A 25835-nucleotide genomic window follows, 5' to 3' on the forward strand; every position below is an offset into this window, starting at 1 on the left:
CTGGATATTCTAAAATATATACTGCTTCATACTATAGAAGATTGGAGATTATACCAATGTCTTCAAAAGTAAATCTTTCATGGATTGCCAGTCAATTTGAAGATAAAAATGATTTGATACAAAAGAAGTTAGAGTTAGAACATAAACAAATTACAGTATTATTTATTAAATCGCTAATTGACCAAGAATTATATCAAAAATACATTATTAATCCATTTTTTGAATTGCCGACACAAGAACAATTTAACCTTTACTTATTTGCATTACCTCAATTTCAAGAAGTCCCTTCAAAAGAAAAAGCACTTTATTTTGTGATGGAAGGGAATGTACTTATTGAAATTCAAGACAATTTATATTCCCTTGATTTCAAGTTATCAAAAAATAGTGATGTCAATTCTACTTCTGTTGAAACAACCATCCATGGATCTGAATTGGCATTAAGTGATAACTTGATGACCAATATTAATGTGATACGTTCTTCGTATCATCAACCGTCTTTAATGATTGAATATTTCGAAAAAGGTGAAGTAAATAAGCCAAAAATGGCGCTAATTTATGATGATAAAAAAGTAAAACGAAAGGCATTGGAAAGTATCAGGGAAAAATTAGAGAAAATTGATATGCAAGTCATTACAGAGGCACCTCAATTCAATACTTTATTAAATGATCAACGGTATTCCTTATTTCCTAAAATGTTACTAACAGAACGACCAGACCGAATTGTTTACAACCTTGCTGGTGGGAAAGTGATATTGTTGGTAGACGGTAGCCCTCAATCAATGATTGCGCCTGTCGTATTTTTCGATTTTATGACAACCATGGAAGATAATTACCACACATTAGCGATTTCATATTATTTAAAATTGCTGCGTTATATTGGTATATTCGTATGTATTTTACTTCCAGGAATTTATATAGGCGCTGTGTCCTTTTCACCAGAGGTATTTCGAACAGAATTAATGTTGACCATCGCAGGAAGCAGAATGGGAGTTCCATTTACTTCCTTTGTAGAAGTATTATTTATGCTTTTTTTTATGGAACTGTTACTCGAGGCGAGTATTCGACTTCCGAAGGCGATTAGTGCAACGGCAGCAACGGTTGGAGGTCTTATTTTAGGAACAGCTGTAACGGAAGCGGCCCTTGCTTCTAATATCATGGTCATTATCGTATCGGCAGTTGCAATCTCGACCTTCGTCATTCCTGTTAATGAAATGGCGTTTGCAATACGCATCGTACGATTAATTTTAATTGTGATTGCGAGTATTTTTGGATTAGCTGGCCTCACATTAGGTTTTTTATGTTTCATTATGTATCTAGTAAATTTGACAAGCTTTGGGGAACCGTATTTAAGGTTTTATAACTACCGAAAAGGTAATCAGGATTCGGAGGGACAGGCTTGAGTCGATTTTATTATTATTTAGTCATGATTAATATGATTGCAAATATTATTTCAGCTGTTCCTACCATTCTTTTGCGGTATCGAAACGATGGAGCTGTATTGTCTTTAATTGTCGGTATCATATTAGGGCTAGTAATTGTGATTGTTTATACGAAATTTTTTAATGCCTTCCCAGGGAAGACATTTCCGGAACTGTTGGTACAAACGACATCTAAATGGTTTTACTATCCATTATTATTTTTTATGGCAGTTATGTGGTTTATTGCAGGGATAAGCACATTAATTACTTACTCTTTTTTGCTTATACGGTATTTAACTCCTGATATACCAATTATGCTTATTGGGTTAACCTTAATTTTATCTATTATATTTGGATGTTTTATGAAAACCGATCGAGTGTTATACACCATCGAAATCGTTTTTGTAATTAATTTTCCTATCATTATTTTTATTATTATCAAAGCATATACAAGCAAAAATTTAAATTGGGATTTTATTAGGGAAGCAATGTTACATGTTGTGCAAGCACCCAATATACATGCAGTTTCTTCAAGTATATTTTTATTTCTTGGCGTAGTGAATCTCGTGATTTTTAACCGTTTCTTTACCCAAAAACAAAACTTTGGTTTAAAACAAATCATTGTACTTGTTTTTATCGCCATTGCAACCACTTTTACGACTTATTTTATACCAATCGGTTTTCATGGTTCGGAGACAGTTGGTGAGCTTATTTATCCATGGATTGCTACGAGCGACTCCATGAGAATGAGATATTTTGTAATAGAACGTCTAGTATATGTTTTTTTACTTCTTTATTTATCAATGGCTTTTTTAAGTATCTTGATTCACTGGCATGTAGCGGTCGAGTTATTCAAGTATATTTTCAAATTAGAAAAAATGAAATTTAAAGGAATAAATATCGGTTATATCATTTTGATTGTCTTTTTCACCGTTAGTTCTCTCTATATAATCGTATCATTAACAGAGTATCAGTTGTTTCAATACTCCAAATACTTCTTCAACATAGCTGTTGTCAATTTCTTTGCTATGATTTTTTTATTTATCTATATCATTAGGAGGATGAAAGGTGCTAATAAAAAAGCGAATGAAAGTTAAATTATTCATCCTAATAACGATTCCATTCCTAGTCGTCCTCACAGGTTGCGGAGAATTCAAAGATATAGATAAAATGGTGTTTGTTTCGATGATTGGGATTGATGAGACCGATGATCCTGAAAAACCATACAAAATCATCTTAAAGCTTTATGTTCCAACGAGTTCGTTTAGACAAAATCCAACGCCTGAGTACACATATCTTTCAAAAAACGGTAAGACGTTGGCAGAAACGATTTCGATATTGGAATCTCATTTAGATAAAGAATTGGATTTTGGCCACTCGAAGCTAATTGTGGTTGGGGAGAAAATACTTCAAAATGATAATTATAAGGAAATATTGGATTTTCTCATACGAAGACCTGATATTCAAATGATTTCTTATTTTGCAGTGGGTAGACCTAATGCTGAAGAGATTATTAAATTTTTACCTGCAGGGGAAACAGCATTACAACCAACCATCTTCAATTATTTTGACAATAACGGAGCAGAAAGTTCATACATTATCTCCACTTTTTTATTTGATTTTCGAAGAAGGTTAAAAGAAGAAGGAATTGATCCAATTTTACCGATTGTTGAAATGAACGAACCGAAAACACATTTTATTATTAATAAATCAATAGTACTGGCAGATAATCGGCCTCCATACGAATTAGATACCGACAAAACTTTACTTTTTAAAACACTTTCTATGAATGCAAAGACGATATTCTTTGCTGTAAAAAGAGAAGGTGAATATTTTGTTTCTAGAATTGACTCCATCAAGTCAAAATACAATGTAAATGTAGAAAATAATAAAGCTTCCATAAAGATCGAAATGAAATTAGCAGGGATGATCACAGAATCAAAGAATACATTAAGCAGTAAAGAATTATCAAGATATAGCAAAATGTTAGATGAGGAAATGAAGGAAAAAGTATCAGAATTTATTCATGAGATGAAAAGGGAAGGATATGACCCGTTCGGTTTCGGTTTAAAATATTATGCTCATACTTTGCCTAAAAATCGAATGACTCACGAGGAATGGCTAGAAGCATATAAAAACGCAGATGTAGAAGTCGTTGTGAAGTCAAATTTGAAAAGTACAGGTAGCATTCAATAAATTGAACCAGTATAGTGGAAAGTCGTGGAAAAAGATCGAGTTGGAAAAAACAATTCCATATTAGATCTTTTTTCTTTCTTCTAATTAATTGCATACCATACCACCGTATAGTATAATGAGTTTAAGGATTGGAGGTAGATGAAACTGGAAAATCTAAATGAAGAGCATTGTTCTCACCGAAAGAGCCACCATCCAGAACATGTAAAAAAGGATTTAATCACCCGTTTGAATCGAATTGAAGGACAAATTCGTGGCATTAAAGGTATGATTGAACGGGATGTATATTGTGATGATGTGATTACGCAAATTGCTGCTACTCAATCGGCTTTAAATAGCGTCGCCAAAATCTTATTAGAAGGACACATTAAAGGATGTGTTGTCGATCGATTAGCAGAAGGAGATTCGGAAATCATCGATGAATTGGTGATAACGATTCAAAAGTTGATGCGCAAATAAATTTGAGGGAGGAAACGTGATGGAAAACGTTACATTACAGGTAAAAGGAATGTCTTGCAATCACTGTGTAAAAGCCGTTGAAGGAAGCGTTGGTGCTTTAGATGGTGTACAAGAGGTAAAAGTGAATTTAGCAGCTGGCGAAGTAAATGTAACTTTTGATCAGTCAAAAGTAACAATCGAGCAAATTAAAGAAACAATCGATGAACAAGGTTACGATGTGGAATAATAAACGAAATAAGGTTAAGTGCTTTTCAAATAAAGCACTTTTCTTCTTCCATTTAATATACCCTATAAAGGTATACACAAGAGGTGAACCTCGTAATGAATCAAGAACAAAACCCTAATGTAAAAGAAACATCGCTGCAAATAACAGGAATGACTTGTGCAGCTTGTGCTAATCGCATTGAAAGAGGATTAAAGAAAATGCCCGGGGTTGAGAATGCCCATGTCAACTTGGCATTAGAAAAATCAACGATTCATTTTGATCCAAACAAGATTAGTGTAAAAGAATTGGAAAAGAAAATTGAAGATTTAGGTTATGGCGTTGTAAAAGAGAAAAAGGAACTCGTCATTACAGGAATGACTTGTGCGGCATGTGCCAATCGCATTGAAAAAGGGCTTAATAAAATGTCTGGCATTTCAAATGCTACGGTCAATCTTGCTTTAGAAAATGCGACGGTCGAATTTCATCCTTCTGAAGTCAGCCTTTCAGATATTATTCAGCGGATTGAAAAATTAGGTTATGGCGCCCACGTAAAAGAAAATGATCAAGAAGAGCTGGATTATCGCGCTCAAGAAATATACAAGCAAAAGAGTAAATTCATCATTGCTGCTATCTTTTCTTTACCATTATTATGGACAATGGTAGGGCATTTTCCGTTTACTTCTTTCATCTATATGCCTAAGTTTTTAATGAATCCGTGGGTACAATTGGCGTTTGCTACCCCAGTGCAATTTATCATTGGATGGCAGTTTTATGTTGGTGCATATAAAGCATTAAAGAACGGCAGTGCCAATATGGACGTTCTTGTTGTGCTCGGTACGTCCGCCGCATATTTTTACAGTTTATATCAAACACTGAAAACATTTGGTACTCATATGCACCCTGAACTTTATTTTGAAACAAGCGCAGTATTAATTACATTAATTCTTTTAGGGAAATTATTTGAAGCGAAAGCGAAAGGACGTTCATCAGAAGCGATTAAGAAACTGATGGGGTTACAAGCAAAAACTGCCCTTGTTTTAAGGGATGGTGTGGAAAAGGAAATTCCTCTAGAAGAAGTGGTTGTTGGTGATATTATTTTCGTAAAACCAGGAGAGAAAATTCCTGTAGACGGCGAAGTGATTGAAGGAATAACGGCTGTAGACGAATCGATGTTAACAGGCGAAAGCATTCCAGTAGATAAAACAGTTGGTTCCATTGTATACGGTTCAACTATTAATAAAAATGGTTTCATGAAAATAAAAGCCACAAAAGTTGGGCGCGACACAGCACTTGCTCAAATTATAAAAATTGTAGAAGCTGCTCAAGGATCAAAAGCTCCAATTCAACGACTTGCCGATCGAATATCTGGCATTTTTGTCCCGATTGTAGTAGGTATTGCGATTATAACTTTTATAGCTTGGATTTTCATTATTACACCGGGGGAAGTGACACCGGCATTAGAAGCAATGATTTCCGTTTTAGTCATTGCTTGTCCTTGTGCACTAGGTCTTGCAACACCGACATCTATTATGGCTGGTACGGGAAGAGCTGCAGAGTTCGGGATTTTATTTAAAGGTGGAGAGTATCTTGAACAGGCTCACCATATTGATACGGTCGTAGTGGATAAAACAGGGACTGTTACAAAAGGTGAACCAGAATTAACGGATTTTTCCTTGGCAGAAGGTGAAGATGAAGAAACTTTTCTTTCCTTAATTGGTTCTATTGAAAAGCAATCAGAACATCCTTTAGCCCAAGCTATTGTGAAGGGGATTGAAAAGAAGGGAATTGCCTTTCGAGAAGTTCAAGCATTTGAAGCAATTCCTGGCATGGGTGTTAAAGGAAGCGTCGATGGAAAAGAAGTGCTCATCGGAACTAGAAGGTTAATGCAAAACAATCATGTGGAGATAGCGGACGTTTTACCTCTTATGGAACAGTTTGAGCAAAAAGGAAAAACCGCTATGTTAGTGAGCATTGACGGCAAGTATACAGGGTTGGTTGCTGTCAGCGATACGGTGAAAGATACGTCAAAACGAGCAATTCAACGACTAAAAGAAATGGACATTGAAGTGATTATGTTGACAGGAGATAATGAACGAACGGCGAAAGCAATTGGAGAGGAAGTTGGCATCGATCAAGTAATCGCTGAAGTGCTTCCAGAACAGAAAGCAGAAGAAATTAAAAAATTGCAGAATGAAGGAAAAAAGGTCGCAATGGTCGGAGATGGCATTAACGATGCTCCTGCTTTAGCTGTTGCAGATATCGGAATGGCGATTGGTACCGGAACAGACATAGCAATAGCGGCAGCGGATATTACGTTAATGCGCGGCGATTTAAATAGCATTGCGGATGCAATTTTGATGAGTCATAAAACAATGCGAAACATTAAGCAAAATTTATTCTGGGCCTTTGCCTATAATACGCTAGGTATTCCGATTGCAGCGGCAGGATTCCTTGCACCATGGGTTGCCGGTGCAGCGATGGCCTTCAGCTCGGTTTCGGTGGTATTGAATGCATTACGATTGCAGCGAGTAAAACTAAATTCATAGCGTTATGAGGGGTGTCTAGAAAGTCGACAATTTCCTAGACACCCTTATGTCTTGATAATCTTGATTTTTTAAAAATCTTTGCTCCTGTGGTTGTCGAAACTAGTTTCCATTATCCTCGTTTCAAGTGTTCGTCTCAAATGACTTTTCCGGCGTCCCCTTTTTCAAAAATTATCGTTACCTCGCAAGTTTCGGGAAAAATTTGACGACTTTGAATAAAATACTTGCAACTTCCGATTTAACTTCAACGCATAAATCCCTATGAAATGCAAATGCTGTAAATATAACAAATGTGGAGTCTGCCAGAGAAACTTCATCACTAATAGGAGGAATTCCAATGAAAAAGCAGCTTCTAATACTCACAGCAGCACTTTGCGTTTTTTCTTTAACTGCATGTGGAAAAAAAGATGAAAACATCTCTATGGAAAATTCAGAAAATCCAGCTCAATACACGGATAACGATTCAGCTGACAATATCGTAACAAACAATCAAGCAGACGGAGATAAAGTAGTTGGGCCAAACATGGATGGTGTAGAGAGTCATGCCGATGTATCGCATGCTACTTGGGGAAAAATACCGGAAGGATTAAAAGAAGCTAAAAACCCGAAATATAAAATAGGAGATAAAGTCATCATCAATGCAGCTCATGATGATGATATGCAAGGATCAGAAGGAACCATTGTCGGAGCCTATGAAACAACAGTATATTCCATTTCTTATGTATCGACACACGAGGAAGAACTGGAAGAAAACGAAAAATGGTTTGTTCGAGAAGAAATCCAGCCACTTGGTGAAAAAAAATTAGATGTTGGATCTAAAGTCATTATTGAAGCTGACAGAGAAGAGGGGATGAAAGGAGCGGAAGGAGTCATTGATACCGTTGAAGAAACGGTAGTTTATATGGTAGATTATATCGATAAAGAAGGAGAGCCTGTAAAAAATTATCAATGGCTCAAAGAAAGCGAATTATCTCCAGCAAAATAAATATTGATAATATGAATCCGAAAATGAAACAATCAAAACACACCATTTTGCATTAGAGCTCAAAAGGTGTGTTTTTTATTGTTTATGAACGTTGCTTTGTTTCTATTATTTGTTAATAAGCAGATTTTTTTATTAAGATATTCTTATTAACACTTATATAAAGGAATGAAAGCCATGAAGAAGAATATTCTTGTCACGGTTGATTCCAATTATCTTTATCCTTTAAAAATAATGTTAAAATCACTGTTTATGAACAATCCAAAAGAGCCTTTCTCCATTTATCTTGTCCATTCTTCAATATCTGCTCAACAACTAGAATCATTAGAAGTTTTTATTGCGAGCGAAGGTCATGAATTTCATCCTATTCAAATTGATGAAGAGTTGTTTAGCGAAGCCCCAACTCTTTTGCACTATACGAAAACGATGTATTATCGATTACTTGCCCATAAATTTTTGCCGCAAACAATTGACCGTATACTTTATTTAGATCCAGATATATTAGTGATTAATCCAATCAGAGAACTGTATGAGCTTGATTTGGAAGGATATCTTTATGCAGCAGCAGATCATCGAACAATGCCAATAGTAGAAATTAATAAAATACGATTCAATCCATTTGATTTGGAAGCGTATTATAACTCTGGCGTTTTATTAATGAACTTAGCATTGCAACGGGAAGTTATTGATGAAAAGGATATATTTAATTTTGTAAAAAAATATCATTCTAAGCTTATTATGCCTGACCAAGATATTATGAACGCCCTTTATTCCAAGAAAATTAAAGGGATTGACGAAGTAAAGTACAATTATGATGCTAGATTTTATAACATTTATAAGCTAAAAAGTAATGGTAAAGTAGATATGGATTATGTCATGAATCATACAGTTATCCTACATTTCTGTGGGAAAAAGAAACCATGGAGGAAAAATTACAGCGGGAAATTTTATTCATTATATAAACATTACGAGAAAATAACGAAAGACACAATTTTAGCATTGGAAGATTGGAAAGCTGAATCTACTAGTGGAAAAGTATATTAAGTGGCAATCGTATTGTAACAGTTATCCATGAAGCATAGTGAAAATGGAAATACAATAGTTGGCTCGAAAATGAATGGAGAGACGAGATATGCTATAGTTATCCTATGACTGACGAAAGGATGTAACCTATGGCAAAAAGTGTAGTATTAGCCGAAAAACCATCAGTAGCTCGTGATATTGCTCGAGTGCTCAATTGCAAAAAAAGCGGAAATGGATTTTTAGAGGGGAATCAATATATCGTTACTTGGGCTCTTGGTCATTTAGTAACCCTTGCAGACCCTGAGAGTTACGATGTGAAATATAAAACATGGAAACTGGAAGATTTACCAATGTTGCCAGAACAAATGAAACTTTCGGTCATTAAGCAAACCGCAAAACAATTTCAAGTGGTGAAAAATCAACTGCTTCGAAAAGATGTAAAGGAAATCATTATTGCAACCGATGCCGGACGAGAAGGGGAGTTAGTTGCTCGCTGGATTATTGAAAAAGCGAAAGTTCGTAAACCCATCAAGCGTCTTTGGATTTCATCGGTGACAGATAAAGCCATTAAGGAAGGCTTTAAAAATTTAAAGCCTGGTAAGCAATATGAGAACTTATATGCCTCAGCGGTTGCCCGTTCAGAAGCAGACTGGTATATCGGATTAAACGCTACCCGTGCTCTTACGACAAAATACAACGCCCAACTAAACTGCGGACGGGTGCAGACACCGACGCTTGCCATTATTGCTGCTCGTGAAGAAGAAATCAAAAACTTCGTACCGAAAAATTATTATGGAATACAAGCGACTAGCGACAAAGTGAAGCTAACATGGAAAGATGCAAAAGGAAACACTCAAAGTTTCCACAAAGAAAAAATCGAATCAATCATCCAAAAATTAAGCAACAAACATGCTGTCGTTACAAACATCGAGAAAAAGACGAAAAAATCTTACGCTCCTAGCCTCTATGATTTAACAGAATTGCAGCGGGATGCTAATAAAATTTTCGGTTTTTCCGCAAAAGAAACGTTGAATATTATGCAAAAGCTATATGAGCATCATAAAGTATTAACGTATCCAAGAACGGATTCGCGATATCTTTCATCCGATATCGTAGCTACCATTCCTGAAAGACTTAAAGCATGTGGTGTAGGGGAATATCGACAACTTGCCCATGAAATATTAAAAAAGCCAATCAAAGTTAATAAATCTTTTGTGGATAACAGTAAAGTGAGCGATCATCATGCCATTATCCCGACAGAACAGAACGTCAATCTTTCTTCTTTTTCCGATAAAGAGCGAAAAATTTACGATTTAGTTGTAAAACGATTTTTGGCAGTACTCCTTCCTCCAACCGAATACGTACAGCTTACAATTAACGCAAAAATTGGGGACGAAACATTTATTGCAAAAGGAAAAAATATACTAACACCTGGATGGAAAAAAGTATATGCAAATGATTTTGTTGAAGAAGATGAAGAGGATGTACATGAGCAAATTTTACCGCAAATGGAAAAAGGGGATACACTAACGATTACGAGTATTCAAATGACCCAAGGACAAACAAAACCACCTGCAAGATTTACCGAAGCCACATTGCTTTCTGCGATGGAAAATCCGACAAAGTATTTAGAGTCGAGCAATCGAAAGCTTGCGGATACTTTAAAATCTACCGGCGGACTTGGTACGGTAGCGACCCGCGCGGATATTATCGAAAAATTATTCAATAGTTTCTTAATTGAAAAACGGGGCGGAAAAGAAATTTATATAACTTCAAAAGGGCGTCAACTCTTAGATTTAGTGCCAGAAGATTTAAAATCTCCAGCTCTAACTGCTGAGTGGGAGATGAAGTTGGAACAAATTGCGAAAGGCAAAATGAAAAAAGAAACGTTCATCAACGAAATGAAGCAGTATACAAAAGAAATTGTTGGAGAAATCAAATCGAGCGATAAAAAATACAAACATGACAATCTTTCAACAAAAAACTGTCCTGAATGTGGAAAGCCAATGTTAGAAGTGAACGGAAAAAAAGGGAAAATGCTCGTTTGCCAAGATCGACAATGCGGTTATCGAAAAAGCATTTCTCGCTTCACGAATGTTCGTTGTCCGAATTGCCATAAGAAGCTGGAATTGCGAGGAGAAGGAGAGGGCCAAATTCTTGTATGTCAATGCGGATTCCGAGAAAAATGGTCCACGTTCCAAGAAAAACGAAAACAACAAACGAATGGTAAAGTGGATAAGCGCACTCTGCAAAAATATTTGAAGAAAGAAGACGAAAAAGAACCGATTAATAACGCTCTTGCGGAAGCATTAAAGAAATTAAAATTAGATTAAATAGAAGAACTAGGCAGATAAGATGCTGCCTAGTTTCTTTGTGCGCCCGGCATGTACATGAACTATAGGGTGTAAGTCCCGAACCCCGAAGACAGAAGTAGAGGTTAGCCAAGAGCAAGGGTGTCCGTGGTGACGCGGAATCTGAAGGAAGCTGGAGGCAAAACACCGGTCCGAGGAACACGAACCTCATATAAGGCTAGGTATGATTGAGTGAGTTTGCGAAACAAAACAAAGCTCTTTCTGTCGAAGGTCATATCGAGTAAATGAGGCGGATAGATGGTGTGAAAGTGCATGTACTTACCCGGGGAGGTCTGGCGGATAGGTGAAGTACGCTTCATAACCTACTTAGTGATAAGTAGCTGAACCGTCAGAAGTCAGCAGAGGTCATAGTATTAGTTGGTTTAGAACTACTAAGAAGGACCGAACAATTAAGAGAGAATAGCCCTTGGCATTCAGTGAGTCATGATGAACACAGAAAACATAGTACCTCACTTGAGGAAGGAAGCGGTGAATCCCGTGGGAGTCCTCTTGGAGGGTGGAGTGACCACTGGCATAAAGAGAACAGCTATTCACGGAAGTTATGAAAACTTGCGTCAATTATCTTAATTGAACCGCCGTATACGGAACCGTACGTACGGTGGTGTGAGAGGACGGGAGCTAATCACTCCCTCCTACTCGATTTATAGCATCTTTAAATATGAAGAAACTCAAAAAGAGACTGAAACTTGCTCCATTAATAAACATCGTACTTGGGCAAATGATTAGTCCAAGAAGCTCCTCTGCTGTTGTCGTCGCTGTACTAAATAGTATATGATAACCCAATTTTTTATTTTGGTGATTATCATAGCGACTTGAGCCGTAGCAGATCGTTTCGATGATGGAACAACTTTTTTATATTAAGAATTTCAGAATCATACTTTCAGAAATTTGAAATTTTTTGTTATGATATAAATTACATTCATTGGAAGTGAAGGTGATGAAGGGTTGGCTAAAAAGAAAATCGCAAAAACGAACGCAATTCGGTTATTAGATTTACAAAAGGTGCCTTATCAGACGATTACTTATGAGACAGCAGGAGCTATTGATGGAGTATCCGTTGCACAGAAAATCGGTCATCCTGCAAATCACGTTTACAAAACGCTTGTGACAACAGCAGGTACTCAGAAATTTTATGTGTTTGTCATTCCTGTTGAGGCAGAGTTAGATTTAAAAGCAGCAGCTCGGGTGGCGGGGGAAAAGAAAGTAGAGATGCTACCACTAAAAGATTTACTTGCTACAACTGGTTATATACGAGGTGGTTGTTCACCAATTGGAATGAAAAAACTGTTTCCAACTTTCATAGAACATTCGGCAAAAGAACTCGATTATATCATCGTGAGCGGCGGGAAAATTGGACTGCAAATACAATTGGCGCCTAACGATTTGGCGAATGTAGTAAATGCTACTTTTGTTCCGGTTACGAAACCATGATCTTTTGCAATAAAATAATGAAAAAGATTTAATAGATAGAAAGAAGGCGCATTTTCAATGAGAAGAGAATATTCATGGCGATGGGGATTTTACATTGTCGGTTTAATTATCATGGGATTAGGAATTGCGATGGTAATTAAAGGAGAGGATATAGGGGTTAATGCATGGGACGTGTTGCATATTGCCTTGTATAAAACAATCGGCTTATCGATTGGTTCTTGGGTAATCATTACGGGACTTGTCATTTTGGTATTTACTTCGTTGATGTATAGAAGTTTTCCGAAGATCGGAACATGGTTAAACATGCTGTTGATTGGTGCATTTATTGATTTCTTTTATTGGCTATTGCCCGATGCGGAGTCATTTGCCTTCCAACTGATCTATTTTGTTGTCGGAATTTTTGTTCTAAGTTTTGGTACGGGTATGTACATATCACCGAATTTAGGTTCTGGTCCTAGAGATGGTTTAATGATGTGGATTGTAGAAAAATTAGGCGGAAGCATTAAAGTAGCTCGCATCTCTATTGAATTAGTCGTTGCCGTGATTGGATGGATGTTAGGTGGTCCACTTGGCGTTGGTACAATCATTATTGCCATTGTTTCTGGCTATATCGTGCAATTTTCATTACCTTACTGCCAAAAACTATTGACAAAATGCATCGGGGAAGAAGTGATAGAAGAGGAAAAGCCGCTTATTCATCAGTAATCATGAGAGTTTGCGAGAATTGAATAGTTGAATATTTCAATTGAAGACCCAAGAAATATTTTATCAGTATTTCTTGGGTTTTTGTGCTTTTTTTCATGTCGTAAATTTAGTTTACCTTTTTCCCAAGAATGACTAAATCTCTTTTCACACCATCTAAATTAGCAACTTCTGGTAAATGCCCCCATTTTTCAAAACCCAAACTTGAAAATAAGCGAATGCTAGGTTCATTATGTCCGAAGATAAAAGCGATTAGTGTATCGATTTCTAACTTAAGACTTTCCTCAATCGCTTTGCTTAGAATCTTTTTTCCGAGTCCTATCCCTCTATAGTTTTCGTGAATGTAGATACTAATTTCAGCAGTGGCATCATAAGCGGGTCTTCCGTAGAACGATTGAAGACTTACCCAACCACAAATATCACCTTCATATTCTACAACCCATAAAGGTCTTTTTTCAGGGTGATGTTCATGAAACCAATTTAATCGATCTTCAACTGATACCGGGGCGATATCGGCAGTAACCATTCTACTTGGAATTGTAGAATTATAGATATCCACAATAATTGGCAAATCATTAAGGGTAGCAATTCGAAATATCATTGTCATTATCGTCATCCTTTTATCTTTATTCTTTATTTCTAGTATAAAAGAAATAACTTCCATATGCGCTTTTTATTGTTTGAGAAAGGAACTACAATATGATTTTCTCGAGTTAGATGTAGTCATAAAATTCTTCATATTATTACGAAGTACGTTTCAAACGGAAAAGTTAATCAAGACTAGAAAAGAATCTATAGTTTGAATCATATATTGTTTCTAGAAACCTGGTCTGGAGGTGCAAAATTGGCGAAAGCTTTAGATTCTTTTCTTGAAGAAAACTTACAGCAATTGAAAAGCCAAGGGTTATACAACGAAATTGATGTGGTGGAAGGGGCAAATGGTCCTGAAATCCAAATCAATGGTAAACGGTTAATTAATTTATCTTCCAATAATTATTTAGGATTAGCGACGAATCAAGAATTAAAGGAAGTGGCGAAACGCGCTATCGATCAATATGGAGTTGGAGCAGGAGCGGTTCGCACAATTAATGGAACGCTAGATTTACATGATCAATTGGAAGCAAAGATAGCAGAATTTAAAGGAACAGAAGCGGCAATTAGCTATCAATCTGGGTTCAATTGCAATATGGCCGCCATTTCAGCTGTCATGGGAAAAGATGATTGCATTTTATCGGATCAATTGAATCACGCTTCCATCATAGATGGGTGCCGATTATCAAAAGCACATATTGTTGCATATACTCATTCTGATATGGATGATTTGCGGAAAAAAGCAAAGGAAGCTGTAGAGTGCGGACGTTATCAAAAAATCATGGTCATCACAGATGGCGTGTTTTCAATGGATGGGGACTTGGCGAAGCTTCCGGATATTGTGGAAATCGCAAAGGAATTTAATCTCATCACTTATGTCGATGATGCTCACGGTTCAGGGGTCACTGGAAAAGGAAGAGGTACGGTAAAACATTTTGGGTTAGAGAAAGACATTGATTTCCAAATTGGTACATTATCAAAAGCGATTGGCGTTGTCGGAGGATATGTGGCAGGAAAAAGGAAGTTAATCGATTGGCTGAAAGTGCGCTCCCGTCCGTTTCTATTTTCAACGGCAGTGCCTCCAGGTGATGTAGCGGCTATCATTGCGGCGATAAATATGTTAATGGATTCAAATGAACTAACAGAGAAATTATGGGAGAATGGAAATTATTTCAAAGAAGGATTAAAACAGCTTGGATTTGATATTGGAAATTCGGAAACGCCGATTACTCCGTGCATCATTGGAGAAGAAAAACTGACGCAACGGTTTTCCAAGCGTCTACTGGAAGAAGGTGTTTATGCGAAAGCGATTGTGTATCCTACAGTGCCTAGGGGAACAGGGCGTATTCGCAATATGCCTACAGCAGGACATTCAAAAGCAATGCTAGATAAAGCACTTTCAATCTACGAAAAAGTGGGGCGTGAACTAGGCGTAATCTAGGTGTAAAGGATTGAATTTGCAAAATCTAATTAGAGGTGCCTGGCATTCCAATAAGAAAGGATGATCATTTGAAAGGTTCCATTACGAAGTTTTTCGGGCAGGCGATGACCGGGCAAGGAATGAAAAATCTGTATCAAGAGATTATCAAGGAAGCCGATAAAGTCTACTTTTTAAAAGGAATTTTTGGATTTAATGTATCCAATTTATTGAAAGAAATTGGCTATCATTATGTAAACAAAGGACATGATATTGAATTTTTCTATGATCCTCTTTTTGAAAATACAATTCAAGCAGTATTCATAAAAGACATCCATACGTTATTCCTCAAAAGTTCCACTCCTTCTATTGAACCGACTCACCTTGGTACTCGCGATCAAATTATTTCCTTTTATGAATGTTTAGATGAGGCATCACTTAAAAAGCATGGTCAACGAATAAAGGAGCTTTCTGAAGAAATAAATAAATGGCATAATAAATGTTTTGCTTCGCTCCAATCCGCCATTGAAATACATGATGAGTGGGAAGAACAGACGCAGTCTCATATGGATTGGAAGGGGCTTGAACAACATCGGGATGAACTGTTTGATCAAATTTTTGATGGCATGCTTCTTAATAAAAAAGGGGTGTTAACTCATCGATTATTCGGAACGCTTACGCCAAATGGGGCAAGAGATTATTTGCAAAATATTACGCGAAATTTAGAAAGAAGATACTTTATTAAAGGGCTACCGGGAACAGGCAAATCCAGCATGTTAAAAAAACTAACTCAAGATGCGCTAAAACGGGGATTTGATGTACAAAAAGTATGGTGTGGACTAGATTCAAAATCAATTGACATGGTTATTTTACCAGAATTAAAGCTTTGTATTTTTGATAGTACCGCTCCCCATGAATACTTCCCTGAAGATGGAAGAGCCGGTGATCAGATTGTTGATATTGTAAAACATTGTAAACTAACAGAAGAAGCAGAAGAGAAGATTCAAGAGATTTCAAAAGAATATCGGAATGCAATTCAACATGCAACAAACTACGCAAAACTGTATGCAGAGGCCGAAAAAGAAATGCGTGAAATTATTGACTTATCAACGAATCTATCAAAATGGAAAACGCAATCTGCGCATTTGTTTTAACGATCAACTTAAAACCCTTGGATTTCTCTTGTGAGAAACCAAGGGTTAAAGAATTGGGTGAAGAGTGAAAATCTCTTTAGGAACCCTTATATATAAGGAGGCAGGGGAGTGAATGAATCACTCCTTTTATTTTTTATAAAAGCAAACGATAAGGGTCTTGCAAATAATCAGCAATTTTACTTAAAAACTCAGAAGCAGGTGCACCATCTATAATTTGATGATCGTATGTTAAACTGAGAGGCAATTTTAATTTTTCTACAACTTGGCCATCTTCTAGTGCCAGTTCTTTTTGGATGGCCCCCACACCTAAGATACCTACTTCCGGTGTATTCAAGATTGGTGTGAAGTATTCGATTTCATAGCCGCCTAAGTTGGTAATCGTAAAGGTTGAACCGCTATAGAGGCTTCCATCAAGCGAACCTTGTCGTGCTTCTGTTGTTACTTTTTGAATAGCTGCACCGAGTTGGGATAAGGACATGAGATGCGCATTTTTAATAACAGGAACGACTAAACCTTCTTCGATTGCCGTTGCCATTCCAATATGCACTTCATCTACGCGGATATATTCGCCGTTATGATACCAAGCATTCATATCCGGCGTATCTTTTAAGGCTAAAACTACCGCTTTTGTTAATAGGGTATTGATGCTTAACTCGCCATTTGTGAGCGGTTCTTTTACTTTTGTTTTTATTTCTTCACGGAATTTCATTAATTCCGTAATATCCACTTTTCTATGGTTTGTTACTTGAACGGTTGTCTGAACACTGCGCATCATCCGTTGAGCAATGGTTTTGCGCATTCCGGATAGTCCAGCACCATAGGAAACTGATTGTGTGGATGGTGCATTTTCTATTGAAGGAGCTGCTTGTTCCATGGAAGCTTGATATCTTAATATATCTAATCGAGTAATGCGTCCATTACCGCCAGTACCTATTACGTTACGAATATCAATGCCAAGTTCATTTGCCATTTTACGGGCAACCGGCGTAATAAAGATTCGTTCTCCAGCTTCTTTTTCTATCATCTCCGTTTTTGCGGTTGAAACTGCTTTTGCTGTTTCTACTTTTTTCGGTTCTTTTACACTTAATGATGGAGAAGGGAAGTTGATTTGTTCATCTGGTTTTCCAATAAAGGCAATTGGCTTTTTGCTTGGTACGACATCTCCTACTTGAGCGACAATTTTAATGATTGTACCGGACTCTGGTGCAACGACTTCACCGGTCAATTTCTCTGAACTGATTTCCGCCACTGCATCACCTGCATGAACTTCATCCCCTTCATTTACAAACCAATGTTCCACTGTACCCTCTGTCATCGTCAAGCCTAGCTTAGGCATCAATATTTCCGTAGCCATGATGAATCACCCCTCTCTATTTAACTCTCAAGTCATCGATAATTTCTGTCGCTACTGTCAATACTTTATTAGCATCTGGGATATATAATTTTTCAAGATTAGCAGCAAACGGAACAGGTGTGTTTGGCGCGCATACGCATTTGATCGGTCCATCTAAATAATCAAAGGCTTTGTCTGCTACAACTGAAGCTATATCAGTTGCCGTGTTGTTGTGCGGATTGGATTCATCGATGATAATTAAGCGGCCTGTTTTCTTCACAGACTCCAGTACTGTTTCTTCATCCCATGGTGCAACAGTGCGCAAGTCAATGACTTCGACTGAGATATTGTCCTTTTCTAAAATGTCTGCAACTTCTAAGCCGACGTACAACATTTTTCCAATGGTAACAATTGTCAAGTCTTTACCTTCACGTTTGATGGCAGCTTTGCCAATTGGGATTGTGTAATATTCTTCCGGTACTTCGCCTTTCATTCCGTACAATGTTTTATCTTCCGAAAAGATGACAAGGTTATCATCTTCAATAGCGGAGAGGAGAAGACCTTTTGCATCATATGGTGTTGCAGGGACAACGACTTTGACGCCAGGAATTGAACCGAATAAACCGTAGTAGGAGCCGGAGTGTTGAGCTGCTGCGTTCACCCCTGCACCGTGCATTGTGCGCACTGTCATTGGGACTTTCGCTTTTCCCCCGAACATGTAGCGCATTTTTGAACCTTGTCCGATGATGGAGTCAAAGCAAAAGCCGATAAAGTCGCTAAACATCAGCTCAGCTACAGGACGCAAACCAGTAACAGCCATACCTACAGCCGCAGCCATATAACCCATTTCGGAAAGTGGCGTATCGATGACTCGTTCACGGCCGTATTTTGGCGCAAGGCCGCGGGTTACGCCCATTACACCGCCCCAAGCATCTTCGTTGGCCTCTTCCAAATGTTGGACTTCCGCTCCTCCTGCAATATCTTCACCTAATAAAATGATGTTTTCATCTTTTGCCATTGCTTGATCAAGCGCTTCATTGATTGCTTTCATGAACAAAATTTCTCTAGCCATTCTCTATAACTCCTTTCCAAGTTTTTTAGATTAGTCCGCAAAAACATCTTGATAGAGTGATTCAGGTGATGGTTCTGGACTTTCTTTCGTGAATTCAATCGCCTCTTCAATATCGCGAACGGATTCTTCCCTCAATTGATCCAATTCTTCTTCAGTCAACAAGCCGTTTTCGATGGCGTATTGACGGAATACTTCAAGCGGATCCACTTCCGCCCATTCTTTTTCTTCTCCGCTAGGCGCTTTGTAACTTTGTTCGTCACCTTCAAAGTGTCCGTGGTTCCGGTAAGTGACGCATTCAATTAACGTTGGTCCTTCACCTCTGCGTGCGCGTTCAATGGCTTCGCCAGCTACTTCATATACGGCGACAACATCTTTTCCGTTCACCCGAACACCAGGCATATTGTAGGCGGCAGCTCTTTCCGCGATTGTGCGGGAAGCGGAAGAATACCATTGTGGAGTGGATTCTGCGAAAAGGTTATTCTCACATACAAAAATCACCGGCAACTTCCAAATGGATGCCATGTTCAAACATTCATGGAATACACCTTCATTAGCTGCACCATCACCGAAGAAGCAAACGGCAACCCGGTCCGTTTTCTTATATTTGTTGCGCATGGCCGCACCTGTTGCCAGTCCGAAACCGCCTCCAACCATTCCGTTGGCGCCTAAAATTCCTTTATCCATGTCGGCAATGTGCATGGAACCGCCTTTACCTTTGCAAAGTCCTGTGGCTTTGCCAAAGATTTCAGCCATCATTCCTTTTAAATCGCCGCCTTTCGCGATACAGTGGCCATGTCCCCGGTGGGTACTTGTAATGTAATCTTCATCGGATAGGTGAGCACAAACACCTACAGCAATTGCTTCCTCACCAGCATATAAGTGTACAAACCCTGGAATTTCTCCGGCAGTAAAGAAACGTTTTACATTTTCTTCAAAATTGCGGATATCCTCCATTGATTTATACATGGATTTTGCCTTATCTTTCGTTAATTCTGCTGTATCCGTAGCTGTACGAATCTCTAAATCTACCAATTCTTTCACCGACGTATCAACACTCGCAAACAATTTAGGCATGCCTTTTGCTTCTTGCGTCATTCTTGATTCCTCCTTAAATTTATTGATGTTTTATAAATTCTTTTTGCTGTTTCTTGGATTAACTCGGATACAGTAGGGTGAGCGAAGACTGTGTTTGCCAATTCATCAACAGTACCTTCGGATTCATAAACTGCTAGAATTTGGTGAATTAAGTCTGCTGCGTTGGGGCCGACAATAACGGCACCTAATATTTCCCGATATTTGGATTCGGATATGATTTTGACAAAGCCTTCTGTTTCATTGGCAGCAATGGCTCGTCCATTAAATGAAAAAGGCATTTTTTCAACGATTACGTCATAGCCTTTTTGTCTTGCTTCTTCTTCGCTCATCCCAAACTCAGCAACTTCCGGTTCGATGAAAAGCGGGCGAGGAATACTGTATGGAGATACAGGCCTTTCTTTTTTTCCATTTATGGCACGAACAGCTTTTATGCCTTCCGCACTGGCTGCATGTGCCAATGTATAACCGCCAATTAAATCGCCAATGGCATAAACATTTTTCATGCTTGTTTCATAATATTCATTTACTTTGACAAAATGTTTTCTTTCGTCCAATTCAAGTCCCATTGCTAACGGGATTTCCAAGTTTTGTTTTCTGCCTGTTGCCACCAGCAGTTGATCAAAAGGAATTTCTTCGATGGAAAGAAGGACGCATCCTTTTTTCACTTTTTGGACGGAAGCCTTCGTAATGATTTTTATACCCATCCTCTGAAGCTTTTCTTTCACAATGGAACGGGCTTCCGAATCAACCGTCAACAATATGTCCGGTGCGGCTTCGATAATCGTGACATCGGCGCCGAATCTTTTCATGGCATAGGCCAATTCAACACCGATTACCCCGCCGCCGATGATGGTCAATTGATTAGGCAATGTTTCCATGTCAAAAAAGGTGTTCGTCGTTAAATAATCTACATCGCTTAATCCTGGGATGTTTGGGACGAAGGGGGCACCGCCCATGGCAAGTAACACATTTTTTCCGTAGTATCGCTCTCCGTTCACTTCGAAAATTTTTCCTTCTACGTATTTTGCTTCACCTGTAATATATTGGATACCATTCTTTTTAAACGTCAAGTGAATACCGGATTGCAAGGTGGAGATAATCTTGTTTTTTCTTTTCACAACGGAGGGGAAATCAATTTGATTCACTGTAACTGATAAACCGTTTGCATTAAGAGCATGAACAGCGGACAACCAATGGCTGTATTGCAAATAAGTTTTGGAAGGAATGCAACCGACGTTGAGACAGCAGCCACCAATGGCATTTTTTTCAATCACGCAGACTGAATTACCGAGCTGTGCAGCTTCTTCTGCGGCAACATATCCACCGGGTCCGGCTCCGATAATGAGTACATCATAAGTTTTCAAGGAATCACCTTCTTTTCTTTCGTATGAATTGCAAAAGTTAGAATTTTCGGAATAATGAAATGATTGTAAATTAATTTTAGCGAATTTTAAAATATCCGTCTATAGATTTTTTGAGAATTATTGGAACCCCATTGCTGAAAATAACTATTTTCGATATTTGATGGGATGGTAGTTTAGGAAAGGGGGTGTCTGAAAAGTCATTTTGAGACGCCCCCTTTGCGGCTGTCGCAAGAGCTTACGCCGCAGATAAATTGCGGCTGTCGCAAGAGCTTTCGCCGCAGATAAATTGCGGCTGTCGCAAGAGCTTACGCCGCAGATAAATTGCGACGAGGAAGCGCGTTTGATGTGACCACCGCAGGAGCAAAGTTTTTAAGAGAATATTACTATAAGAAGTAAGGCTGTTCAGAAAGTGTTCGACTTTCTGGACAACCTCCTACTTGAAAGTAGAAATTAAATCGGTTCGTAAAGAAAAACCGGTTCATTATTTTTGATGGAAATAGTAATACGGACATTTTCTTCAATTTGATTGGCGATAATATCCCGAGCCAGTGGTGTTTCAATATGTTGGACGATAAACCGCTGAATTGGCCGTGCGCCATTAATTTGGTCGTAGCCATTCTCCGCAATCCATTGTATAACTTCCGAAGTTGTGTGCAAAATTAATTTGTTTTCTTTTAATCGTTCATTGAGTTCTTTCATCATGATTTCGGCAATTGCCACCATTTGTTCTTTCACCAATGGGTTGAAAATGATGGTTTCATCAATCCGGTTTAAAAATTCCGGCTTGAAATGGGAGCGCAATTCGTTAATGACCACTTGTCTTGCTTCAGATGTAATAACATTATATTTTTCTATCGAATCCAATAGTAGTTTCGATCCGATATTGCTTGTCATAATTAAAATTGTATTTTTAAAGTCCACCGTCCTACCTTGGGAGTCCGTAAGTCTTCCTTCATCGAGCACTTGTAATAGAATGTTGAAAACATCCGGATGTGCTTTTTCGATTGCATCGAGGACGATGATGGAATGGAGACGATGCCGGACCGCTTCCGTCAAGTGGCCCCCTTCGTCATAGCCAGCGTATCCCGGCGGAGGACCAATGAGTTTTGCGACTGCATGTTTTTCCATATACTCTGACATGTCCAGCCGTACCATATCCAGCTCTGTACCGAACAACACTTTTGCCAGTACTTTCGCCAGTTTCGTCTTGCCGACACCTGTAGGTCCAAGGAACAGGAAGGAGCCGGTTGGTTTATTTGGGTTTTTAATTCCAGCCCTTGAACGCAAGACGGCATGAGCTACTTTTTTCACCGCTTCATCTTGTCCCACGATGTATTTGTGTATTTCGTTCTCCAAATTCAATAGTCGTTCCCGTTCATTTTTCATGACACCTGTAATTTTAATTCCAGTTAGTCTCTCCACGACGCGCTCGATATCTTCAGCGGTCACTACATTATCGATGAAGGTTTTGCTTTCCTTTAATAGACCCCATTGTTGTTCGAGCTCTTTTAGTCTCTTTTCAGATGCAGGAATATCGTAGGTTTCCAATTGAACGATTTGGCCGACTTCATTATTATTCTTTACCGCTTTTTCATATAACTTATGCAATCTTGCCAAATTTCTTTTTTCCCGCTGCGTAAAATGGAGTATTTCCAGCTCTTTTGCCCATTGTCTTTCCATTTTTTCTTTTTCGTTTTCAATAATTTTTAGCTTCTGTTCAATGGCATACTTCTCAAATGCCGGGTTGGGTTCCAATTCTTGCTTATAAAGGGCGATTTTTGATTGCAAAATTTGTTCGTTGATTTTCTTGATGGAGTGGGGGATTTCATTTAGGGAAATCCGCTTTACTGCACTTGCTTCATCCATTAAATCAATGGCTTTATCTGGCAAAAAGCGGTCGGTGATGTATCGTTTTGAAAGTTTAACGGCAGCTTCGATGGCTTCATCAGTGATAAAGGTTTCGTGATATAATTCATAGTCTTCTTTAATGCCTTGCAAAATTTCAATGGTTGCTTCAATCGACGGTTCATTGACGATCACACGTTGGAAACGGCGCTCCAACGCTTTATCTTTTTCGATATATTCCCGATATTCATCTTGTGTGGTTGCTCCAATACAGCGAAGTTCACCTCGGGCAAGCATCGGTTTTAATATATTTCCTGCATCCATGGAGCCTTCTGTTCGTCCCGCACCGACGATCGTATGAATTTCATCAATGAAGAGGATGACTTGATTATTTGATTGTTTCACTTCATTTAATACGGCTTTTAATTTTTCTTCAAATTCCCCGCGATATTTAGCCCCAGCAAGAAGGGAGCCCATATCTAGACTATAGACGACTTTATCGAGCAAATTATTTGGAACATCTTTGTTCACAATTTTTTGAACCAACCCTTCAACGATGGCGGTTTTTCCAACCCCAGGGCTGCCTATTAAAATCGCATTATTTTTATTTTTTCTTGTTAAAATGCGGATAATATCATTGATTTCCTTTTCCCTTCCAACGATTCGGTCAACTTTTCCATCTACATATCTTTGATTCAAATTGACTGCATATTTGTTCAATGCGTCGTATAGCGTCTCCTGATTGTCGGATGTGACCATTTGTCCGTTTCGAGTTTGATGTAATTTTTCATATATGGATTCTTTCGTTACATGATGTTCGGCTAAATATTTTGTAATTGGATTAAAATCTTGTTCGAACAAAGCAATCATTAAATGCTCAACAGAAATAAAGCGATCTCGTAGCCGTTCCGCTTCAATCTCCGCTTGTTTAAACAGCCTTTTTAGTCGTTGGCTTTCTTTTTCTCCATAAGCGATATTCGTACCTGCTAAAGAGGGGATTTTATCTACTTCTTTATTTACTAGTTGAATAAGCTCGTTCATATTAATATTAAATTCTTGATAAAAGTTATAGGCAAAGTTGTTGGGCTGTAATAAAGCGGTCCATAGATGAGGAATATCCAGTTGATAGTTTTGTTTGCTTCGAGCAAGTTTCTTTGCATGGAGGATTCCTTCTTTAACTGCGATTGTATATTTGGCAGTCATGTTATCACCCTTTGCTGTGGAATAGGCAATCTTTGTAAATATATCGTAAGCGAAAAATCATATGAAAATCAATCTTATTTCTGAATTTTTTGTCAATTGAAGATTCAGTCGGGGGAATCTTTGGAGATGCAGGGCTGGCAGAGAGGGTAAAAATTTATCCCCTTCTCTTAAAAAAGGGAAGGGGAGTGATATCATTTTTGAACTTTTGCTATTTCTTTTTGGAAAATCCCTAATGCTTCAATGCGGCGGATGGCTTCTCGGAGCCTCTCTTCTTCCACAAGCAGCCCCACCCGGATATAGCCTTCGCCATGTTCGCCAAATCCGTTGCCGCTTGCGACTGCCACATCCGCTTTATCCAATAGGTAATCGGAAAATTCTTGGCTCGTAAACCCTTCCGGAACCGGCAACCATGCAAAGAAGGAGCCTTTTGGCGCTCTTACGTTCCATCCGATCCGACGGGCTTCTTCCACCAGCACATTGCGGCGGGATTCGTAAATGCTTCTCAGTTCTTCCACACAAGATTGATCGCTGTTCAATGCATAAGCGGCTGCCTGCTGTACGGCAGGGAAGAGGCTGCAAAACAGATGGTCTTGCAACAAGTTGATGGCTTCAATGATGTCGCGGTTACCCACCGCAAAAGCGACACGCCAGCCGGCCATATTATAAGTTTTGGATAATGTATAGAACTCTACTCCAACTTCTTTTGCCCCTTCCGCTTGCAGGAAGCTCACTGGTTTCTCCCCGTCGAATCCAAGTGCTCCGTATGCGAAATCGTGAACAACGGTAATATCATGTTCTTTTGCAAATTGCACCGTTTTATTGAAGAACTCTAAAGTGGCAGTGGCACCCGTTGGATTGTTTGGATAGTTCAAATACATCAATTTTGCCCGTTTCTTCATTTCATCAGGTAAAGTGTTATAATCCGGGAGAAAATCATTTTCCTCAAGCAATGGCATTGTATCAAAATGAACATCCGCCAACACCGGACCGGATAAATAGTCCGGATAGCCTGGATCCGGTAGCAGCATATAGTCGCCAGGGTTTAACACACACAACGGAAGCTCGACCAATCCGACTTTTGCACCGCCTAAAATGGCCACTTCTTCATTTGGATCGATGTCTACGTTGTATTCCCTTTTGTAAAAGTTGCTTACGGCTTGTTTTAATTCTAGCATGCCACGGAAAAGGGAATATTTATGAGTAGCAGGGTCGGCTGCTGCTTCTTGAAGCGCCTTGACGATGTGAGTAGGTGTTGGTCGATCTGGATTTCCCTGTCCGAGATTGATCACATCCCGTCCTTCAGCAATCGCTTTATTCACTTTTTGCACAAGGGAAGCAAAAAATTGAGTAGGAAGTTTTTGTAGTTTATCGGATAATTCCATTTGCATCCTCTTTTCTTATTGATTTAGTTGGTGAATGTACAACTTATTGAA

Annotated in this window: 21 protein-coding genes; 14 read left to right on the forward strand and 7 right to left on the reverse strand. The window is 38.5% G+C overall.

The annotated features are described in order from the left end of the window. The first annotated feature begins 56 nt into the window (after nt 1-56). From NST98_RS15085 to NST98_RS15140, 12 genes are all read left to right on the forward strand, one after another. Nucleotides 57-1400 (forward strand): spore germination protein, encoded by a 1344-nt coding sequence (locus tag NST98_RS15085; protein WP_340715449.1) that lies wholly within the window; start codon nt 57-59, stop codon nt 1398-1400. Further along, the gene (locus NST98_RS15090) at nt 1397-2515 is read left to right on the forward strand and encodes a GerAB/ArcD/ProY family transporter (protein WP_096550250.1); all 1119 of its coding nucleotides are present in this window, start codon (nt 1397-1399) and stop codon (nt 2513-2515) included. Before NST98_RS15085 ends, NST98_RS15090 begins: the two co-directional genes overlap by 4 nt. Beyond that, nucleotides 2487-3614: a Ger(x)C family spore germination protein gene (locus tag NST98_RS15095; protein WP_340709507.1), complete on the forward strand. Its 1128-nt coding sequence runs from the start codon at nt 2487-2489 to the stop codon at nt 3612-3614. The genes NST98_RS15090 and NST98_RS15095 overlap by 29 nt, the downstream gene beginning before the upstream one ends. A 138-nt stretch (nt 3615-3752) precedes the next feature. Continuing rightward, nucleotides 3753-4070: a metal-sensitive transcriptional regulator gene (locus NST98_RS15100; RefSeq protein WP_016837352.1), complete on the forward strand. Its 318-nt coding sequence runs from the start codon at nt 3753-3755 to the stop codon at nt 4068-4070. Nucleotides 4071-4089: 19 nt separating this feature from the next. Then, the gene (copZ, locus tag NST98_RS15105) at nt 4090-4296 is read left to right on the forward strand and encodes a copper chaperone CopZ (protein WP_340715450.1); all 207 of its coding nucleotides are present in this window, start codon (nt 4090-4092) and stop codon (nt 4294-4296) included. 95 nt (nt 4297-4391) lie between these two features. Next, a complete protein-coding gene (locus NST98_RS15110; RefSeq protein ID WP_340715451.1) occupies nt 4392-6821 on the forward strand; it encodes a heavy metal translocating P-type ATPase in 2430 nt (809 codons plus the stop codon). 334 nt (nt 6822-7155) lie between these two features. After that, nucleotides 7156-7803 carry a DUF1541 domain-containing protein gene (locus NST98_RS15115; RefSeq protein WP_340715452.1) on the forward strand — a complete coding sequence of 216 codons (648 nt, stop codon included), beginning with the start codon at nt 7156-7158 and terminating at the stop codon, nt 7801-7803. Nucleotides 7804-7977: 174 nt separating this feature from the next. Further along, complete coding sequence (locus NST98_RS15120) at nt 7978-8844, forward strand: glycosyltransferase family 8 protein (RefSeq protein WP_340715453.1); 867 nt, start codon at nt 7978-7980, stop codon at nt 8842-8844. Between the two features lie 128 nt (nt 8845-8972). Beyond that, complete coding sequence (locus tag NST98_RS15125; protein WP_340715454.1) at nt 8973-11156, forward strand: DNA topoisomerase III; 2184 nt, start codon at nt 8973-8975, stop codon at nt 11154-11156. Between the two features lie 462 nt (nt 11157-11618). After that, entirely contained in the window at nt 11619-11762 is a 144-nt protein-coding gene (locus NST98_RS15130; RefSeq protein WP_340714232.1) for a hypothetical protein, read from the forward strand. A 378-nt stretch (nt 11763-12140) separates the two neighbouring features. Continuing rightward, the gene (ybaK, locus tag NST98_RS15135) at nt 12141-12626 is read left to right on the forward strand and encodes a Cys-tRNA(Pro) deacylase (protein WP_168411827.1); all 486 of its coding nucleotides are present in this window, start codon (nt 12141-12143) and stop codon (nt 12624-12626) included. A gap of 57 nt (nt 12627-12683) precedes the next feature. Further along, nucleotides 12684-13331, forward strand: coding sequence for a YczE/YyaS/YitT family protein (locus tag NST98_RS15140; RefSeq protein WP_340715455.1), 648 nt, complete (start codon nt 12684-12686; stop codon nt 13329-13331). Between the two features lie 106 nt (nt 13332-13437). Here NST98_RS15140 and NST98_RS15145 read toward each other — a convergent pair whose 3' ends face one another. Then, the gene (locus tag NST98_RS15145) at nt 13438-13935 is read right to left on the reverse strand and encodes a GNAT family N-acetyltransferase (protein ID WP_340715456.1); all 498 of its coding nucleotides are present in this window, start codon (nt 13933-13935) and stop codon (nt 13438-13440) included. A 237-nt stretch (nt 13936-14172) separates the two neighbouring features. On the opposite strand from NST98_RS15145, the gene NST98_RS15150 reads away from it, so the two are divergent. Both NST98_RS15150 and NST98_RS15155 read left to right on the forward strand, forming a co-directional pair. Further along, nucleotides 14173-15360, forward strand: a complete 1188-nt coding sequence (locus NST98_RS15150; RefSeq protein ID WP_340715457.1) for a glycine C-acetyltransferase — start codon at nt 14173-14175, stop codon at nt 15358-15360. Nucleotides 15361-15395: 35 nt separating this feature from the next. Continuing rightward, nucleotides 15396-16490 carry a nucleotide kinase gene (locus NST98_RS15155; RefSeq protein WP_340715458.1) on the forward strand — a complete coding sequence of 365 codons (1095 nt, stop codon included), beginning with the start codon at nt 15396-15398 and terminating at the stop codon, nt 16488-16490. 133 nt (nt 16491-16623) lie between these two features. Here NST98_RS15155 and NST98_RS15160 read toward each other — a convergent pair whose 3' ends face one another. The 6 genes from NST98_RS15160 to NST98_RS15185 all read right to left on the reverse strand — a co-directional run bounded on the left by NST98_RS15160 (nt 16624) and on the right by NST98_RS15185 (nt 25784). Further along, on the reverse strand, nt 16624-17844 hold the full coding sequence (locus NST98_RS15160) for a dihydrolipoamide acetyltransferase family protein (protein ID WP_340715459.1): 1221 nt from the start codon (nt 17842-17844) through the stop codon (nt 16624-16626). 16 nt (nt 17845-17860) lie between these two features. Beyond that, nucleotides 17861-18895, reverse strand: coding sequence for an alpha-ketoacid dehydrogenase subunit beta (locus NST98_RS15165; RefSeq protein ID WP_168411819.1), 1035 nt, complete (start codon nt 18893-18895; stop codon nt 17861-17863). Nucleotides 18896-18925: 30 nt separating this feature from the next. After that, complete coding sequence (locus tag NST98_RS15170) at nt 18926-19861, reverse strand: thiamine pyrophosphate-dependent dehydrogenase E1 component subunit alpha (RefSeq protein ID WP_210730732.1); 936 nt, start codon at nt 19859-19861, stop codon at nt 18926-18928. Between the two features lie 125 nt (nt 19862-19986). Beyond that, nucleotides 19987-21354, reverse strand: coding sequence for a dihydrolipoyl dehydrogenase (gene lpdA, locus NST98_RS15175; protein WP_340715460.1), 1368 nt, complete (start codon nt 21352-21354; stop codon nt 19987-19989). 450 nt (nt 21355-21804) lie between these two features. Next, on the reverse strand, nt 21805-24402 hold the full coding sequence (locus NST98_RS15180) for an ATP-dependent Clp protease ATP-binding subunit (protein ID WP_340715461.1): 2598 nt from the start codon (nt 24400-24402) through the stop codon (nt 21805-21807). Between the two features lie 191 nt (nt 24403-24593). Then, a complete protein-coding gene (locus tag NST98_RS15185; RefSeq protein WP_340715752.1) occupies nt 24594-25784 on the reverse strand; it encodes a pyridoxal phosphate-dependent aminotransferase in 1191 nt (396 codons plus the stop codon). Between the last annotated feature and the right edge of the window lie 51 nt (nt 25785-25835).

This window comes from Ureibacillus sp. FSL W8-0352, assembly GCF_038004345.1.
Classification (GTDB): domain Bacteria; phylum Bacillota; class Bacilli; order Bacillales_A; family Planococcaceae; genus Ureibacillus; species Ureibacillus thermosphaericus.

What these genes read in the sequence shown, in the direction of transcription:
- NST98_RS15125 (WP_340715454.1), top strand. Translation starts at nt 8,973, where the DNA reads ATGGCAAAAAGTGTAGTATTAGCCGAAAAACCATCAGTAGCTCGTGAT.
- NST98_RS15185 (WP_340715752.1), bottom strand. Translation starts at nt 25,784, where the DNA reads ATGGAATTATCCGATAAACTACAAAAACTTCCTACTCAATTTTTTGCT.
- NST98_RS15120 (WP_340715453.1), top strand. Translation starts at nt 7,978, where the DNA reads ATGAAGAAGAATATTCTTGTCACGGTTGATTCCAATTATCTTTATCCT.
- NST98_RS15140 (WP_340715455.1), top strand. Translation starts at nt 12,684, where the DNA reads ATGAGAAGAGAATATTCATGGCGATGGGGATTTTACATTGTCGGTTTA.
- NST98_RS15160 (WP_340715459.1), bottom strand. Translation starts at nt 17,844, where the DNA reads ATGGCTACGGAAATATTGATGCCTAAGCTAGGCTTGACGATGACAGAG.
- NST98_RS15110 (WP_340715451.1), top strand. Translation starts at nt 4,392, where the DNA reads ATGAATCAAGAACAAAACCCTAATGTAAAAGAAACATCGCTGCAAATA.
- NST98_RS15130 (WP_340714232.1), top strand. Translation starts at nt 11,619, where the DNA reads ATGATGAACACAGAAAACATAGTACCTCACTTGAGGAAGGAAGCGGTG.
- copZ (WP_340715450.1), top strand. Translation starts at nt 4,090, where the DNA reads ATGGAAAACGTTACATTACAGGTAAAAGGAATGTCTTGCAATCACTGT.
- NST98_RS15115 (WP_340715452.1), top strand. Translation starts at nt 7,156, where the DNA reads ATGAAAAAGCAGCTTCTAATACTCACAGCAGCACTTTGCGTTTTTTCT.
- NST98_RS15085 (WP_340715449.1), top strand. Translation starts at nt 57, where the DNA reads ATGTCTTCAAAAGTAAATCTTTCATGGATTGCCAGTCAATTTGAAGAT.
- NST98_RS15165 (WP_168411819.1), bottom strand. Translation starts at nt 18,895, where the DNA reads ATGGCTAGAGAAATTTTGTTCATGAAAGCAATCAATGAAGCGCTTGAT.
- NST98_RS15145 (WP_340715456.1), bottom strand. Translation starts at nt 13,935, where the DNA reads ATGACAATGATATTTCGAATTGCTACCCTTAATGATTTGCCAATTATT.
- NST98_RS15100 (WP_016837352.1), top strand. Translation starts at nt 3,753, where the DNA reads ATGAAACTGGAAAATCTAAATGAAGAGCATTGTTCTCACCGAAAGAGC.
- NST98_RS15170 (WP_210730732.1), bottom strand. Translation starts at nt 19,861, where the DNA reads ATGTATAAATCAATGGAGGATATCCGCAATTTTGAAGAAAATGTAAAA.
- NST98_RS15180 (WP_340715461.1), bottom strand. Translation starts at nt 24,402, where the DNA reads ATGACTGCCAAATATACAATCGCAGTTAAAGAAGGAATCCTCCATGCA.